This is a genomic window from Promicromonospora sukumoe, from assembly GCF_014137995.1.
GTDB lineage: Bacteria > Actinomycetota > Actinomycetes > Actinomycetales > Cellulomonadaceae > Promicromonospora > Promicromonospora sukumoe.
This window is the reverse complement of the sequence record NZ_JACGWV010000001.1, coordinates 1,800,736-1,816,951: the sequence shown is the minus strand read 5'-3', so window position 1 is coordinate 1,816,951 and position 16,216 is coordinate 1,800,736. Positions and strand designations below refer to the sequence as shown.

At 68.0% G+C, this 16,216-nt stretch carries 15 protein-coding genes and 1 pseudogene; 4 read left to right on the top strand and 12 right to left on the bottom strand.

Annotation, left to right across the window (positions count from 1 at the left end; genetic code table 11):
• Positions 1-7 precede the first annotated feature (7 nt).
• From FHX71_RS07990 to FHX71_RS07970, 5 genes are all read right to left on the bottom strand, one after another.
• On the bottom strand, positions 8-1,189 hold the full coding sequence (locus FHX71_RS07990; RefSeq protein ID WP_220489560.1) for a radical SAM family protein: 1,182 nt from the start codon (positions 1,187-1,189) through the stop codon (positions 8-10).
• 212 nt (positions 1,190-1,401) lie between these two features.
• Positions 1,402-2,646 (bottom strand): lanthionine synthetase LanC family protein, encoded by a 1,245-nt coding sequence (locus tag FHX71_RS07985; protein ID WP_182615193.1) that lies wholly within the window; start codon positions 2,644-2,646, stop codon positions 1,402-1,404.
• Between the two features lie 309 nt (positions 2,647-2,955).
• The gene (locus FHX71_RS07980; protein ID WP_182615192.1) at positions 2,956-3,282 is read right to left on the bottom strand and encodes a hypothetical protein; all 327 of its coding nucleotides are present in this window, start codon (positions 3,280-3,282) and stop codon (positions 2,956-2,958) included.
• On the bottom strand, positions 3,282-4,118 hold the full coding sequence (locus FHX71_RS07975) for an HAD family hydrolase (protein WP_182615191.1): 837 nt from the start codon (positions 4,116-4,118) through the stop codon (positions 3,282-3,284). Before FHX71_RS07975 ends, FHX71_RS07980 begins: the two co-directional genes overlap by 1 nt.
• On the bottom strand, positions 4,115-4,411 hold the full coding sequence (locus FHX71_RS07970; protein WP_182615190.1) for a hypothetical protein: 297 nt from the start codon (positions 4,409-4,411) through the stop codon (positions 4,115-4,117). The genes FHX71_RS07975 and FHX71_RS07970 overlap by 4 nt, the downstream gene beginning before the upstream one ends.
• 449 nt (positions 4,412-4,860) lie before the next feature.
• Between FHX71_RS07970 and tmk the strand changes: the two genes are divergently transcribed.
• Both tmk and FHX71_RS07960 read left to right on the top strand, forming a co-directional pair.
• On the top strand, positions 4,861-5,499 hold the full coding sequence (gene tmk / locus FHX71_RS07965) for a dTMP kinase (protein ID WP_182615189.1): 639 nt from the start codon (positions 4,861-4,863) through the stop codon (positions 5,497-5,499).
• Between the two features lie 288 nt (positions 5,500-5,787).
• Entirely contained in the window at positions 5,788-6,438 is a 651-nt protein-coding gene (locus tag FHX71_RS07960) for a YdcF family protein (protein ID WP_182615188.1), read from the top strand.
• A gap of 6 nt (positions 6,439-6,444) precedes the next feature.
• Here the strand turns inward: FHX71_RS07960 and FHX71_RS07955 are convergent, their stop codons facing one another.
• Positions 6,445-7,689 carry a hypothetical protein gene (locus FHX71_RS07955; RefSeq protein WP_182615187.1) on the bottom strand — a complete coding sequence of 415 codons (1,245 nt, stop codon included), beginning with the start codon at positions 7,687-7,689 and terminating at the stop codon, positions 6,445-6,447.
• Between the two features lie 884 nt (positions 7,690-8,573).
• On the opposite strand from FHX71_RS07955, the gene FHX71_RS07950 reads away from it, so the two are divergent.
• Positions 8,574-8,999, top strand: coding sequence for a hypothetical protein (locus FHX71_RS07950; RefSeq protein WP_182615186.1), 426 nt, complete (start codon positions 8,574-8,576; stop codon positions 8,997-8,999).
• A 93-nt stretch (positions 9,000-9,092) separates the two neighbouring features.
• A pseudogene (locus tag FHX71_RS07945) lies at positions 9,093-9,545 on the top strand (DNA methyltransferase); the annotation flags it as partial.
• 52 nt (positions 9,546-9,597) lie between these two features.
• Here FHX71_RS07945 and FHX71_RS07940 read toward each other — a convergent pair.
• The 6 genes from FHX71_RS07940 to FHX71_RS07915 form a co-directional block, all read right to left on the bottom strand.
• A complete protein-coding gene (locus tag FHX71_RS07940) occupies positions 9,598-11,619 on the bottom strand; it encodes a SigE family RNA polymerase sigma factor (protein ID WP_312876962.1) in 2,022 nt (673 codons plus the stop codon).
• Positions 11,620-11,769: 150 nt separating this feature from the next.
• Positions 11,770-12,585, bottom strand: a complete 816-nt coding sequence (locus tag FHX71_RS07935) for an SDR family NAD(P)-dependent oxidoreductase (protein ID WP_182615184.1) — start codon at positions 12,583-12,585, stop codon at positions 11,770-11,772.
• A 191-nt stretch (positions 12,586-12,776) separates the two neighbouring features.
• Positions 12,777-13,439 (bottom strand): EthD domain-containing protein, encoded by a 663-nt coding sequence (locus tag FHX71_RS07930; RefSeq protein WP_182615183.1) that lies wholly within the window; start codon positions 13,437-13,439, stop codon positions 12,777-12,779.
• 59 nt (positions 13,440-13,498) lie between these two features.
• Positions 13,499-14,641 carry an NAD(P)-dependent alcohol dehydrogenase gene (locus tag FHX71_RS07925; protein ID WP_182615182.1) on the bottom strand — a complete coding sequence of 381 codons (1,143 nt, stop codon included), beginning with the start codon at positions 14,639-14,641 and terminating at the stop codon, positions 13,499-13,501.
• Between the two features lie 31 nt (positions 14,642-14,672).
• Positions 14,673-15,431 carry an SDR family NAD(P)-dependent oxidoreductase gene (locus FHX71_RS07920; RefSeq protein ID WP_182615181.1) on the bottom strand — a complete coding sequence of 253 codons (759 nt, stop codon included), beginning with the start codon at positions 15,429-15,431 and terminating at the stop codon, positions 14,673-14,675.
• 257 nt (positions 15,432-15,688) lie between these two features.
• On the bottom strand, positions 15,689-16,147 hold the full coding sequence (locus FHX71_RS07915; protein ID WP_182615180.1) for a winged helix-turn-helix transcriptional regulator: 459 nt from the start codon (positions 16,145-16,147) through the stop codon (positions 15,689-15,691).
• Positions 16,148-16,216: the final 69 nt, after the last annotated feature.

The window sequence follows — 16,216 nt, the reverse complement described above, 5'->3', positions numbered from 1 at the left end:
GTTGCGCTCATACCGGCTCCTTCGACGTCGTCTGGTCGGCAGCATCCTGGTCGGTGGGCCAGCCAGTGTCGGCGCGGCCGTGCAGGCGCGGCTTGTGGGGGTGACGCTGGTCGTGGAACTGGAACCCGAGGCCGTGCTGCAGGAAGTAGCGGGGCTGTTCGTCCAGGCCAGCCACGATCGCGGCACGCTCGGTGATCTCCACGATCTCGACATCCTCTCGGCCGGGCAGCCGTCGCGCGAGGTCACGCACCGCATCGTGCGTGGGCTTGTCGTGGTGCTTGGCGCACAGAGCGAGCTGCTTGGCCGGGCAGATGTCGCACAGCTCCCGGATGCCGTAGTGCCCGTTGTAGTCCGGCACTTCGTGGGCGAATGAGACCGAGCAGCTGGTCTTGCGGAACAGCGGCCCGCCGCCGTCGGCGAACGCCTCGAGCACGCGGCGTTCCAATGTCTCGGGAACGATCTTGCGGCGCGCGGTGCCCTCGTAGGGTTCGGGCAGGTTGTTGGCCTTGTAGTAGTCGGCGATCTCGTCCCGGTAGAACAGTCCGGTGAATACGGTGCCGTGGGCGTGGTGGGACAGTTCGACGGCCTTTGCCATGTGCTCGGGCGTGTCGTTCAGACCGGGTACCAGGGGCCGCCAGTACAGGATCACGCGGTACCGGTCGGCGTGCGCATACAGAGTCTTCAAGGACCGCTCGGCGATCTCGCTGTTGACCGGCTCGATCCGCTTGTCGCTGATCCCGGAGTAGGTCACCAGGATCGTGACCCGGATGTTCGTCAGCCGGTTGAGGCGGTCGCAGTCCTCGGGGTCGACGCGGTAGCGGGTGATGACCAGGACGTGGTTGGTCAGGCCGCGTGAGTCCAGATCCTCCAGGACCGTGAACAGGTGCTCCTTGACGCGGGGCAGGAACGGGTCGGTGGCCCGGTTGAAGACCTGCACGGGGGTGTGGTGCGCCTGGAAATAGGGGTGCGCGACCAGTTGCCGCACGGCCTCGTCGTCGGGCATCAACGCCCGCGGCTGGGTCATCTCCCATACCCCGTAGGTGTGGCGGATGCAGTAGGCGCAGTCCAGGGGGCAGCCCTGGATGTGGTTCAGCGACAGGCCCGACTTGCGGTAGTCAACGACGCTGCGTGCCGCTTCGGGCAGCTGGGCGATCTGGTCGGGGGTCAGCAGTGGGACGGTGACCGGCACAACAGCCTCCAGAGAGAAGTCAGTGGGCGACGAGATCTACGAGGTGCTTGTGGTGGCTCCATCACCAGGGGCCGGGTCAACTGTGCATCTCGGGCTGCGGCGGGCAGGAGGGCATTCTGGCTGCTCAGGTCCGGCATTCTGCGAAGCCGTGTGTCCCGTAGGCAGTCAGCGGACTGATCGTCGGCGGTCGGTCAGGTCGTTGATGATGGTGGTCACTCGACCCACGCTGTCCCCAGGACGGCGTCGGCGCCCGAGACCGGCACTGCGCGGCTCTGCAGCGCCTGGAAGACCAGTCGCGTGCCGAACCTGCCGTGCAGGAACTCGGTGTCCTGCGGGTCGGGCAGAACCCTGCTGGTGCGGGACACCGCATCGGCGGCAGCCCCGACACGATGGGTCAGCATCGAGGTCCGTGCCTGAACAGACGCGAAGCCTTCCGCGTCCTCGGCCGCGCGCAACACCGTCAAGTACATGCCGCCCGTCCCGGCATACAGGTCCGGCTCGGTCAGGACATCGAGCTGGGACCGAGTTAGGCACGACGCAATGACGCCCTCCGCGGCTATCCGAGCCTGCGGGTCGCCTAGCGCGATGGCCGCCATCTGCAACGCCCTGCCGATGCCCGGCGTACCGTGCGCCCAGGTCGGAGCAGACGGCTCCTGACTGGTGCTGCCGCTCTCCAGCTCGTCCCAGCCGATACGCGTCGGCCACCACACCACGCCGTCGCTTGTCTGCTGACGCCACCGTTCGTACCAGGACGCGATCTGCCGGATCGCGACGTCCTGGCCCGGCACCGCGTGCCCGGCGCGCGACGCCGCCGCGAGGACCGCCAGGATCCCGGCTCCGCCCCGGGCGAACCCAAGATACGCATGCCCGCCAACCCCGTCCATGGCACCTGGTGCCGTCGGTGAGGACGACCGCGCGGTGCTGCTCCACCAGCCAGGGACAGGCGCGCCCTCCAGCACTCGGTTGCGCGCACGGTCCACCAGATAAGCCAGAGCCCGGACCAGCGTCGTATGCAGCACCTCAGCCTGCTCCGGGCCGGATGCGGCCGGGTCCTCAGCAACGTGCACAGCGCGGCGCAGCAGGACCGTGGTGAGGCCAGCGAGTCCCGTCATGAGGTCGAACTCGCCGCTGCTCACCGGGGTGCGCTCGCGCCAGCGGGCCGCTGCCTCGGCAAGACGGTCGTTCACGAGGGCAACCAACGATCCGTCCAGCTCGGCGAGCTGACGCGCCCACCGCGCGCGACCTGCCGGACCGGTCGCATCCACAACGAACGCCAAGGCGGGAACTCCGTGGAACAGGTTCGCCCGCACGGAGGTGTCCAGCGCTACCGAGGTGGCCGCGAGCAGGTGGTCCGTCACGTCGTCCCACGAACCCTGACTGGTCAACGCCATCTCGACCGCGACCAGCGTGCGAGCCAGCTCCCCGTCGGCCAGGGACTGAGGGGTGGAAGACGACATGCCTGGGCTGGAGCGGTGGTCGCTGGGCCGGTGGCCGGCGCCTCGCATGGCGATCACGGCTTCGGCCGGATCGTCATGCCGTCAGCCGCGCAGCGCCCGGGCAGCAGAAGCAGGGGCGTCAGTTTCGGGCTGGAAGGGCGCGGGTGGTGGGTGCCCATGTGGTCTCTCCTGTAGTGCTATGGACCCGGTCGGTGACGGTTTCTCCGGCACGTCACCGACCGGGAGTTGTGGGCGTCCAGAGAGCGATTCCGCATCGGACGGCCGTGCGAGGTTCGGCCACATGGGACCGGTCGCGATGTCCTGGACCGTTCACCAGGGCATGGTGATATCGAGCCAGAAGGAGCCATGCTCGGAGTCGGGGCGCCACCGGGGCCGCCCGCTGGACTCCAGCGGGTAGACGTACCCGGCCGTGACGAGCACTCGTTCCAGATCGAGCCTTGTCGCACCTGAAGCGGCGGGGAGATCCGTGCGGCGAGTCCAGCGCAGGTCGGAGTCTCCCTCCCAGACCTCGCACGCCACGATCTGGAATCGCAGCGCGTCGAGACGCACACGGAGCGCCAAGAAATAGGTGCGCGACGGCGCCTGGACCGCCAGCGCACGCACCTGGTCGATCAGCTCGGTAGGCGGTGCCATCATCACCGTCGAGACACCCGGCTTCCGGCTAGCTCGGCGACGAGGTCGCGAAGCACTGCGGCAGCACCGTTCTGGGCCAGGGACCCGGTGACGGTGTCAGCGGCGCGACGTACTTCCGCGGGCGCGTTGCCCATGGCAACCGCGTGGCCTGCCCACGCCAGGGCAGGCAGATCGTTCAGTCCGTCACCGACGAACACCGTCTCTTGTGGAGCAACACCTAGCGCCGACCGCACGGCTTCGAGCGCAGTCGCCTTCGACACCCGTGGCGGTGTGACGTCCAACCAGTGCGGGCCGTTGATGTTCACCGTGACGTCGAGCGAAGCAACCAGCTCGTGCAGATACTCCACAGCGTCCCGGCCGGCCAGGACCAGACGAGGTGTCTGGACGCGCTCCAGCACCTCCTGGGAGACCACGTACTGGCGCCCGTTGAGCTGTCCCGGGTCGAAGAGTTCCGAGACGTGATAGCCCCAACCGATGTCCTCGGCACCGGTCTTGATCCCCGGAACAACGCGTCGTGCAAGTTCGAGCACCGAGCCGCCGGCCAGGGTGTGGCTGTCCTCGAGCTCGTAGCCCCCCGGCCAGGTTGAGTCCACTCGGGCGGTCACTGCACCGTTGGACGCCACGACCCTGGTGCCGTCCAGGCCAAGAGCGATCGCGACCGGCAGCGCGCCTTTCAACGACCGTCCTGTCGCCAGGACGACGTCGATGCCGGCCCCGACGGCGTCGGCTACTGCCCGCCGGGTGGGTTCCGGGACATCGATCCCGGAGTCAGGCACGAGCGTTCCGTCGATGTCTAGGGCGACCATCCGGCGGATCGGACGCACGTCGGTGACGGTCATGCCGGTCCCGCCGTGAGGCTGCGGAGCTGGGCACGGATGTGGACCTCATGCCCATCGATGTCGCCAGACCAGTCGGTGGTCCCCGGAACGAGCATTCGGTGGTCCATCGGAAGCGAGCAACCCAGAGCCCTGGCAATCTGCTCGCCCTCTGACAGGTCGTGGGGGTGAAGGCTGATCCGCCCCCGGTTCAGCGTCACCGTCTCGATCCGGTCCTCGCCTACCGTGGCCAGCACCTGGGCAACGACGCCCAGCGCACGCACCAACGAATCGGGACTCGTAGCGGTGGTTTTCATGGATCCTCCTCGCGCAATACGCGTTTCCCGGTTGAGGAAACGGCGTCACGCTGCGATCGGCAGTGGAATAACGATCGACCACGTGCGACAACGCGCAGGAGGGCATTCTGTAAATTGCTTTCCGGCAATCTGGTCCAGATTGCTACCGGCCTCGGAGACAGGCAAGTCCCCTCCGTGAAAATCGTCAGGCCAGCGAACTCGGTCGGGAGGTATCACTCCAGAATGCCGGAACAGCTCGTTCAGAATGCCCTCCCCCACGAGCCCCGCTGACCGCACAGTGGCCTGGAGCGCGCGCCGACCCGGCAAGCGTCCGCGCTGTTTGACCCACCTCGCCTTGAAGGAGGCATCGTGTCGATCACCGCTTGGCTGCGCCCCCACGTCCATACAGCGCGGCGCCGTGAGCAGGCGACGATTCAGCACCGTGGCGCACCGATCCAACCCACCCTCCCGTGAGCGAGCAGAGCAGCACCGGCGTCTTCGTCGCGGTCGACGGGCCCAGCGGTGTCGGCAAGTCCACCCTGACTCGGGCGCTCACCATCCGCCTTGCAGACGACGGGCATACGGTGCACCGGACAGCGGAACCGTCCGACGGACCTATCGGCTCGCTCGCACGCACGCTGACGAACACCGCCGACGGCCTCACCCTCGCTTGCCTCTACACCGCGGACCGGCATCACCACCTAGCGCACGAGATTGAACCACGGCTGGCGACCGGAACAATCGTGATCACCGACCGCTACATCGCCTCGGGCCTGGTGATGCAACGGCTCGACCATGTTGACCCCGACTACCTCCGCGCCCTGAACGAGCCGGTCCGTGTACCGGACCTCCTTCTGGCGCTGACAGCAGACGAGGACGTCATACGACGACGTCTGACCCGACGCGGGACGCACAACAGATACCAGGACCAGCGTGCCTCCAGCCAGAGTGAGGCGGCGTACCACCGGGAAGCGGCTCAGCACCTCGGCGGCCGGGGCGCACTGGTCCACACCATCAACACAACGAACCTGACCACTGACGCGGTCGCCGCACTCGCGCACAGGTACGTACGAGACGTGCTCGGCGCGCTCGGAGATACCGCCGCGTGATCGGCGCCATCCCACCAGGGCGTGCGCAACCGCGACGCTTGCGCTGGCAGACAACCAGCGCCAAACCGCCGCGGTCAGCGAACGTGTGGAGCCTCCGAGCTTGCGGGAAGACAACTCGCCGAGCGCATCCTGGCTTTGCTGCAAGACACCACGGCGAGCTCACTGCGAGCTCCCGCTCACTCGCATCGCGCCACAACTGAAGCCGGTGATCACCGACGCGAAGTAGGGCCGCCCGATCGGATATGCGCCAAGTTCGGCAGCACGTGGCGGCGTGCCAGACTTGCGGCCATGCTTTCGCCGACCGTGAGACAGGACGCGCAGATCCTCTGGGAATTTCACCAGATGCCCGACGAGGATCGTGCGACCGACGTCGCGATCGGCCTCGGCGGCCATGACATCAGCGTGGCGGAGCACACCGCGGCACTGTATCGGCGGGGCAGGTTCCCTCTGGTGGCGTTCAGCGGTGCTAACGCACCCACGACCGTCGAGAAGTTCCCGCGTGGTGAAGCGGTGCACTTTGCTGAGCGCGCTGAGCAGCTCGGTGTTCCACGTGAGGCGATGGTGCTGGAGACGAAGGCAACCAACACCAGTGAGAACTTCACGTTCACGCGCGACCTGCTCCTGAGCCAGAAGATCGATCCGGGATCGGCGACGATCATCAGCCGCCCCTACCAACAGCGTCGCGCGTGGGCAACGGCCCGAAAGGTCTGGCCCGGACTCGAGGTCGTGTGCTCGGCGAGGTGGCAGTCGCTGGAGGACTACATCGTCTCGATCGGCGACGAGCAGCGGGTGTTGAGCATGCTGGTCGGAGACACGCAACGGCTGTGGGTCTACGCCGACGCCGGGTTCGCTGTCCCGGTCGAAGTCCCCGACGACGTGCGGGCCGCCTACGAGCGGCTAGTGGCCGCCGGATACACCAGCCGACTGGTCAGTGTGTAGACCAATTCAGGTCAGGGGCACATCGGCCGCCCGGGCCAGCCGAATCAGGTCGACGCCGGGTCGGCGGTTCATTGTCTCCACGAAAGCGGACACGATCTGCTTGGTGATGTCGTGGTGGCGCACCTGCGACGGCGCGACCGCTTCAGCGTGCACAAGGGTGGCGAGTGCTCCGTCTCGGTCCCCCGCTGCAAGGTGGGCGCGGGCGACGTCCAGGTGCAGACGGACCCGCCGCTCGATCGGCATATGCCCGACGTCCAACGGCGCTCCAACAGCCAGGACGGTGTCCATGTCGCCCAGCACCGCCGCGATGTTCGCTCGGTGGATCGCGACATTGGTGGGACCGAACGCCGTCCACAGATCGTTGCGGTCCATGCCAGCCACCAACGCCGCATCATGAGCCTCATCCAGGTACGCCGCAGCTCCGGCGTTGTCGCGGTCGGCAGCCAGAAGCAGCGCGCCTGTCAGCAACATCGTCCCGTAAACCGCCGCCGATGCGACCGTCTGCGACATCCGGCGCTGGAACTCACTTGTGGCTCTCTCGACAATGGTCAGTGCGTCAGTCCGGTGGCCGGCAGAAGCCATCGAGAACGCCGCGGTGCGCAGCAGAGACATCCGCAGAGTGGGATCGCCGCTTGCTTCGGCAGCCGACACACCTCGGTCCGCAGCGATCCAGGCGACGTCCGCGCTGCCCGCCTTGGACAGAACGATCGCGCCGACTTGATTGGCCAACGCGAGGACCCGCGCATCGGTAGGCCCGCCCCGAAGTTCCATCGCACGCAGTACCCGCAGCGCCGAGGAGGAAGCGAGAGCGGCAGCTTCGAAGTTGCCTGCCTGGTACGCGTCGAACGCAGCACCGATCCCCGACCGCGCTGAGGACAGGTCAGCGCGGGCGACGTCGGTGCCGGTTGCCGGGGCGTAGGTGAGCAGCGCTCCACGCAAAAGGTCGATCGCGGTGTCGGGAACGGCGCTGCTCCTCCCGGTCGTGTGATCCTTGTCAGCCCACGTCGCGACCCAGCTCGCAGTGTCCGGACCGCCCGCAGCCGATCGCCCTCGCCGAGTCTTGTGGAAACCAAGCTCCGAGTCCCTGGCGACGCCGAGCACTGCCCGCAGACCCTCCCGGTATTCGGCGTTCGGCCAGCGGATCAGCCCACGCTCGTAGCGCGCAAGGGTGTCGACGTCGAGACCGCTCTGCCTGCCGGTGGTGCGCCAGATGTACTCGTTGACGGCCTGGGCGAGCTCGGCACGCGTCATGGACGTTCCGCTGCCCGACGGCGATGGAGTCACCTCGCGGCGTCGCCGCAAATGATCATTGGCCACGAGCATCCCTCCCGCAAAGCGGCTCGATCCGCTCTGGTCCCCTATCAGAGTAGTGACCACTCCCACATCGACGTGTGACTGGGTCCAGATTGCCGGACCGAAGTTGCCAGATTGCCCTCTAACACCGAGGCGGCGGTAACGGTCTCCGCACCGCACGCCACTGCCCCGGTGAACCTGTTTCGCAGCGCAGGCCCGACAGCAATGCCCGCACGGTCATGCTCGACGAGCCGGAGTCGTCTGGGCAGGGGCAGCAGCAGCGATCTCGCCGGTATGTCACTGTCGCGTCGGTAGGCTGGGTTTCTGCCCGTCAAGTCCCGCCACGGGATCTCGCCGGCGGCCGCAGTGGTCGCCAGCCACTCTCTGGAGCCGTGGAGCACCGGCACGGCCCAGTGCGTCATCAGAAAGGGCCGCCATGATGCACTGGGCCAATTCAGCGGGCAACGTCGGCCAGACGCCAGGATCAGCAAGCTAGGCGCCCGAAATCGGCCATCCAGCGGCTCGATCTCGTCCTGTTCATTTCAGAGCCCAAGGGATCGGCTCGATGTATTGGCGAGGGCGTCGAGCGGCCGGACGTAATGGCGGACCAGGGTGGCGACGTCGCGATGATAGGTCCGTGCAGAGAGCCCGACGTCGCCGTGAGTTGCCGCACCAGCGTCAAATAGCACTTGGCCGGTCCTGTACCTGTGCCGGCGAAACGACACATTCCGGGAGTGCGCTTATGCTCGTGGCGTTATGAAGCACGCTGCGACCGGCGACTTTTCGCACGAGTTAGATGTATATTCCTGGTCATCGGAACATGCACCCGTCACCATGGCTCCATGGAGACGATGCGGCGGTTCCTCGTCCTGACCCCGGTATCACTCGGGGTCTCCACCGTGGCATTCGTAACCTACTCGGCGGTCAGCACCGGTGGCTCTATCAGGCCAGAGGTGGAAACCGCCCTTTTCGTCGCGCTCGTGGGGGTCGCGATCGTGCTCGTGGCGGTATTCCTCGCCGCACGCCTGCTCCGTCCGCTGGGGGTGGACAACGCATGGGCCGCACTAAGCCTGGCCCTCGGTTTGGCCACAGTCGCAATGGGCATCACCTACGCCGGAGCCGAACCGGACGAGTGGGGCATGCTTCTCTTTGAGGTGGCTGTCGGTGTGCAGGTACCCGCTTGGCTGACGTACGCCGTCGGGCTGCTGGCCGGTGATCTACGGAACCGAGCCGCTCGGAGGCGTGTCGACCCCACCGACGCGGCGTGACAACCTGTCACTGCGAACCGATTCCAGCGTTGGGCGGGCAGGACGACTTTCAGTCACCGTTGTCTCAGGCGTGGTTGCCCGGCCGCGGACCGGTTCCGGCGGGTGCACGAGCACGTCCTGCACTTCTACCGTGGCCCCTGGCGCGACCTGTACCACCAGACACCCCGCACCCACGTCGACCAGCGCGGGCGCCACTCCCCCACCACGACGCGGCATGCGGGACCGAGCACGCACGCCGGGTACGGGCCCTCGACCTGGACCGAAACCGGCACCCGTCTGGTCGAGTCCGTGCTCCACGCCCCGAAGGACCACACCGGGTCGATCACCCCGACCGAGAAACCCGTCAGCGTCCTGGAGCTCTTGATCAGCTACGCGTGCCCATCCGGTGGCGTGGTCCTGGACCCCTTTGCCGGCTCGGGGTCGACGGCGGTCGCGGCCCGGCACACCGGGCGGTCCGCGGTGCTGATCGAGAAGCGCGAGAAACAGTGCGAGACCACCGCACGCCGCCTGTCCCAGGCCGTGCTGGACCTGGGCGACTCCATGTGAGAGAGCTTGTCAAAGCGAAGACCACGCTGGTGTCTCCCCCGACATGTTCCCATCATTCGCGCTCCAGGGTGGGTGCGAGCGCCGCCCTGACGAGCCACTGCCCTGCACCGGCGGTCTCAAGCCAGGCAGTGCGGGCACCGGCCACGCTCGCAGTCACGGACCCGCCTGGGAACCGGGCCAGGTCCGGGCCGTCGTAGCCGGAGGCCGACGGCGTCGCGCGGTACAGGTAGGACGCCGGCTCCGAGTCCTGCACCCCGGGCTCGGTACTGGTCCACGAGAGCACGCCGCCGGCGGCGCGGAGGTCGTCGGCGACGCCGTCGGGCAGCCGCACGATGCTGTCGCTGTCACCGACTCGGTCGACGACGTACAGGTCTCCGGGGCCGTCGGCGCCGAGGCTGACCGTCCACGCGATGACGTCGTCCGAGACCGCGATCTGGGTGACCACGGACGAGGAGTCGTGCTCGAACTCCATCAGCAGAGTGCCGGTCGGGTCGACGCCGCCCAGGTCGTCGAACAGCCGGATCGACGTCGTACTGGTCTCCCCGGAGCCGGGGGTCAGGATCGCGGCCATCGCCTCGTCCTCGTCCGCAGCGAGTGCGGTGACCCCGGCCGCGAGCTCCGTCGGCGTGCCCTCGTCGTCGAGCGTCTCGGCGTACAAGCGGGTGTCGTCTGCCGTGTCCCCGGCTGTCCAAAGGGCATGGTCCAGTGTGGTGGCGATCAGCCACACGTTCTCCTGGCTGGTGACCAGGGGTTCCGTCGAGGAGGTGATGCCACCGCCGGCCAGGCTGGCCGTGCTGACGAAGTTCGCGCGGGGTGACGTGCCCGCGGCCGCGTAGTCGCTCCAGACCACATGTTCTCCGGTCACGGCGAGGCCGGTCGGGGACGCCCTGCGGTCCTGGTACCAGGTCAGGGTGGTCGAGGAGCTGCCCGACCCGTCGCCTGCCCAGCCGTCTGCCCGGATGCTTGCCTCGTCGGTCGTGTCGTCGTCGTCGAGGAGCTCCCTGCTGTCGAAGGTCCAGATGTGGCCCGTGCCGGCGAGCCCGCGCGGCTCCGGGAGCGGCTCCCCGTAGGCAGTGACCGGCAGGCCCTGGTCGTCGAGGACACCAGGCGTTACCACCTCGATGTCGGCGTCGTAGCAGGTCAAGGGGCGGGCGTCGGGAGTGTCGACCACCACGGGGTCGACGAGCGGGCCGACGTCGAGGCCGGAATCCGGGGCGCGCGCCGGCGTCGGCCCGGGCAGGTCATCGGGGCACGCGAGCCGGGTGTAGCCCGCCGGGTCCGGGCCGGGGCCGAACCAGTCCGTGCGGCCGTCGTCGAGCAGGCGGGCGATCAGCTCCCCGCCCGGCAGCACCACCGGCCCGATTCCAGGCAGCGGCACCGGCCCCCGGGTCAGCACGCCGAGCACCACCAGCAGCGCCAAGCACGCCGCACCAACCGCCTGACCCGTCCGACGCCGCCGCAGCGCCGCCCGGCTCCGGTCCAGCACCACCTGCTCGTCGACGACCACCGGCTCGACCACCTCGGCATGCGCCGTCAGCAGGTCCCGCAGGCGGGCCAGCCCCCGCGAGTTGGCCGCCTTCACCGTCCCGACCGCGATCCCGAGCTCGCGAGCGACGTCCGCCTCGGGCAAGTCCAGCAGGTGCCGCAGCACCACCACCCGCCGCTGGTTGAGCGGCAACCGGGCCAGCCCGCGGACCAGCTCGTCGCGCAGCACCACGTGCCCAGCATGGTCCGACGTGGGTGGGATGGGGATGTTATCGTCGCCCGGGAACGACTCTCGGTGTGCGTGGCGCCAGGCGTCGATGCGCAGGTTGACCAGGATCCGCCGGGCGTAGGCACGTGCCGTACCCGGCTTGACCTTGGCCCAGGTGCGGTAGACCCGCTCGAACGTCGACTGCACCAGCTCCTCCGCCCGGTGCCGGTCACCGCACAGCAGATACGCGGTGCGGTGCAGGTAGGTGCTGGAGTCCCGGACGAACGCGGTGAACTCCGCATCCCGGGTCCGCGGCACGTCGACCCGCACGTCGAGCGGCGGACCGTCGCCTGCCCCGCCGTCGCTCGCTGGCGTGCTCACCTGAACTCGCTCATCATCGCTACGCTTTCCCACCTCATGCCCTCCCCTACGGAGAGTGTCAGCTAAAGGTTGCCCGGTCGGTCGATCGACCGGAGGCTCCCACCGATGGCAGGCGGTCGCAAATGTGCGCTCCCGAGTGGTGAAAGCCCGTCAGTTGGGAAAGACCGAAAGCGGTACGCCGAGCATTTCCGCCGTCGCCTCCCACAGCTGCGCCTGCTTCGACGGATCGGTCGCTGCAGCGCTCGGGACGGCGACGAAGCCGTCGTGCATGTATGTGCCGCTCTGAATGTTCTGGGTGATGCCAGCGATGACGTTGGCTGCAGCACGGCTGACCGGTTGGCCTGCAGATCCTGGGAACATCGCGTGCAACAAGGGGGTGTCGGTCAGGCCAGGGCAGATCGCGACGGCGGCTGGCCCGGCGTCACGAAGGTGGCGAGCGAGCCATTGAGTGAACGTCACGATCGCGAGCTTTGACCGGCGATAAGCCTCGAAGGCCTCGTAGCCGTTCTCAAGCTGAAGGTTGTCGAAGTCGAGGGACGCGCCGCGGTGTGTCTCAGAAGAGATATTGACGATGCGCTCGCGTACGACGTCCCTCAGTTGAAGGGTGAGCGAGACCATCGCCAGGTAGTTGACCTGCCAAGCGAGTTCGTTGCCGTCGATGGTGACCACGCGCTGTCGGGCCGGGGGCGCAACGGCGTTGTTGACGAGCAGGTCGAGGTGCCCAACGCGCTCGCGTACGCCATGGGCGAGTTCGGAGACGTCGCTGAGCCGTGAGAAGTCAGCTTGCAGGTACTCGACTCGTGCGCCGTGCGTTCGTAACCGCTCGATCAATGCCCGCTGCTCGGATCCCGGTTGAGGGCCTTGCACGAGCAGGGTCGCGACCTGAGACGCGAGCCGTCCGGCGACAGCTTCTCCGATCCCGCTGGTGGCGCCGGTGATGAGGACCTTCTTGCCCGTCAGTTCCATCCGTTCTCTCCTTCGTGCTTCCGTGTCCGCGGTGGCATGGCGTTCCGTCGTGGACGGCGATGTCGGCTCTGATCCGAGGCGTGGAACGGCGCACTGCGTCTGCTCCCCACCTGTACTGCAGCCACGTGGGTGTGCGACTGTCGGCCGCGCGCCGCACGAAGGCGCCGCCTGTTCGGGCGGCGCCTTCGGGGTCAGATGGCCCGCTCGGAGAACGTCAGCACTCGTTCGCCCTGGCGGATGTGGCCCAGGGCGAGTGCGCCGTCCCCGGTATCCGTGGCCTGCTGGAACGCGGTGAGCGTGGGCCAGATGTACTGACGGATCTCTGCTACAGATCCCCCATCGTCGACAGGGACATTCACGATCGCCCGAAAGGCCCCCAATTGGTCGGCCACCGCAGCGGCCGACGTGGGTGCCGGCGTGCCACGGCGGACGATCTCGAAGAGAGTCACGAAGCTGGGCGCGTCGCGATCAGACCAGATGCGGTCGGCGAGCGGCCGCGCGGCGGCTGTCGTGCCCGCAGGGAGCACGTTCTCGGTGACGGCGACGAACTCGAACTTCTCCTGATCGACAAAGGTTGCTTCGTCGGGCTGCACGTTGCGCGAGTACTCCGGGTCCTGGGCCAGACTCTGGCTGGCCTGGAGGTTGTCGAAGGTGACCTCGCCGATGCCGTAGTAGGGCGAGTCGCCGCTGATGTCGGCCGCGCCGAGGATCCGGTGGTTCTGGATGTAGCGGCGCATCAACCGGATGCCTCGCGACAGCGTGCCGTGGGGGTGTCGCCAGTGATCCTGGAACTCCTGCGGCGTCAGCCCTACCTTCGGCGGGGTGAGGATGAGGAGCTTGACCTGTCCTTGCATGGTTTCCTCTCTGGGGCTCGCGGCTCGACGCGGCGCCACCGTGAGTGGTTTCGTGTGGTTCAGCCTTCGGGGCGGTCGGACCCGTTCGGGCCTGTCGCGGGGTGGAGCACTGCCTTGGCGACGCGGCCGGAGCGGGAGTCGGCCAGGGCCTTGTCGATGTCGTCCAGGGGGTAGTGCGTCTCGATCTTGTCGATCGGGAAGCGGCCCTGGAGGTAGAGGTCGACCAGGCGGGGCAGCAGGATCGAGGGTGCGCTGTCACCGAGCGTCGAACCGCTGACCTTGCGGCCGCCGAGCAGGAGCCAGGGATCGAACTCCAAGGCCTGCCCCTGGGCGACGCCCGTGATGACGGCGTGCCCCATCTCGCCGAGCACCTCGACGCTGGTGCGCATCACACCGGCGTTTCCCGTCGCTTCGAGGCTGAAGTCGACTCCCGTCCCGCCGACGATCGCGCGCACCGCTGCCGGCACGTCGTCGGTGCTGGTGGTGTCGATGACGTGGGTCGCGCCGACCTCGAGTGCTCGGTCCAGCTGGGGCTTCTTGCGGGCAACGGCGATGATCGTGCTCGCGCCCGCGACCTTCGCGGCCATGATCGCCGTCAGCCCCACGGCGCCGAGGCCGAAGACGGCGATCGAGGAGCCGGGCGTGACCTGGAGGACGTCCAGGACCGAACCGGCTCCGGTGCGGACACCGCAACCGAAGGGCCCAAGGACGGCCGGGTCGACGTCGGGCGACACCTTGATCGTGCTGGTGGCGTGCGCGACGGCGTAGGTGGACCACGACGACTGGTAGAAGAAGTGGCTGTGGACGGGCTGACCGCTCTGGTCGGTCAGGGAGGTCGACCCGTCGCTCCTGCCGCCGGAGAAGTTGATGTCGTAGTGGTGCTCGCAGTACGCGGGCTTGCCTGACACGCAGGCGCGGCAGTGCCCGCAGTTCGCGCTCGTAAGCAGGACCTTGTCGCCGGGCTCCAGCCCGGTCACGGCCCTGCCGACCTGCTCGACGACACCGGCGCCCTCATGTCCGAGGACCACGGGCGGGGTGGCGAGCTGGTCGAATCCTTCGTCCAGGATCTCGATGTCGGTCGCGCAGATCCCTGCGGACTCGATCCGTACCAGGACCTCGTCATCGCGAATGGGACCGACGTCGAGATCTTCCAGGCTGATGGTCTTCACGTCGCGCATGACGGCGGCATGTGTTGCGGTCATGGTTGTCTCCGAATCGTGGTTCGCCGAACGGTCACGGCTGGTCGGTGGGCCGCACGACGATCTCGTTGACCGCAACCCGGCGGGGGTTGGTCACGATGAACGCCGCGGCCTCGGCGATGTCTTCGGCGTGCAGTGCCTCGACCTCACCGAACATGGCGGTGAAGCCCTCGGCCGCACCGTCCTTCTGGTCGAACAGCTCGCTCTCAGTACGACCGGGCTCGACAACCGAGAAGCGGACGTTGCGCGTGGTGTACTCCTGACGCCACGCCTCGGTCGCCGAGGTCACGGCGAACTTGGTCGCGGTGTAGACGGCGACCCCCGGTGCAGCGACCCGGCCGGAGACCGACGAGACGTTGACGACATCGGCGACCGAACGAGAGCTGGTGGTCGCCGCGCTGAGCAGGTGAGGGAGCGCGGCCTTCGTGACGTACAGCAGGCCGCGCAGGTTGATGTCGACCATCCGGTCCCACTCGTCGAGCGGAGACTCCTCGGAGGGTCCGTTGAGCATGGTCCCTGCCGCGTTGACCAGCGTGTCCAGGCGGCCGAGCTCGGCCACGACACGCTCGATCGCAGCGCGGGCGGCGTCCGCGTCGGTCAGGTCGGCGCCGATGACCAGGGCGGTCCCGCCGTCGGCCTGGATCTGGGCGGCGAGGTCCTGGAGGCGGTCCTCGCGGCGCGCGATGAGGGCGACCGTGGCGCCGGCGGCGGACAGGCGACGGGCGGTCGCCCGGCCGATACCGCTGGATGCGCCGGTGACGACTGCGACGGTGCCGGTGAGGTTCTCAGACATGATCTCTTCTTTCGGTGTTCGGCTTTGCTTGCTCAATGAGCCAAACACCCGCAGAGGCAAATCTGGCGGGCTTAGCCCGCACCCCTCGACCTGGTACTGCCAGTACGTGTTAGGCCGGGTCCGACGACACGGCGACTGAGTTCAGAAGGACAGCGGCGACGCGACCAGGCCAGACACTCGTCGCGAGATCGTGATGCCACGCGGACGCCGCTCGCCCAACGGCGCTTGTCGCACCCGGCTGCAACGGGACGACGAGATCAGCGCTCGGAGGCGGCCGGCTGGTGGGACGCTTCGGCCAGGTGCTGATCGGCCACGCTCCAGGTGATCAGCGGGTGCAGGGCTCGCATCAGCCCGATGCCACGCTCGGTCGGCCGGTAGGTGATCTGGACCGGCTTCGTCGCGATCACCTCTCGTTCGAGCAGCCCCTCAAGCTCGAGCTCACGCAGCCGCTGAGTGAGCAGCCGGCCCGAGATGCCCTCGACGTGCCCGCGGTACTCGACGAACCGCCGCGCACCGAGCATGCCGGCCAGCATGATGCCGGCCGTCCACTTGCGGCCCACCAACTCCGCCGAACGCTCGAAGCTGCGGCACTTCTCAGCGTCGATGTGCTCGAAGCCCTCAACGACGTGAGCGGGCGCCTGCCGGACAGACGGGGCCGGGTCCTGCCGCGCAGCATCGGACCGGGTGACGCGGGCACTGGCCGTCGAGGAACTCATACCACGAGCCTACCCGAATCGGTAATCATAGGTAACCGAGTTACCTGTGCGTTGCTCGATGTTCCGTCG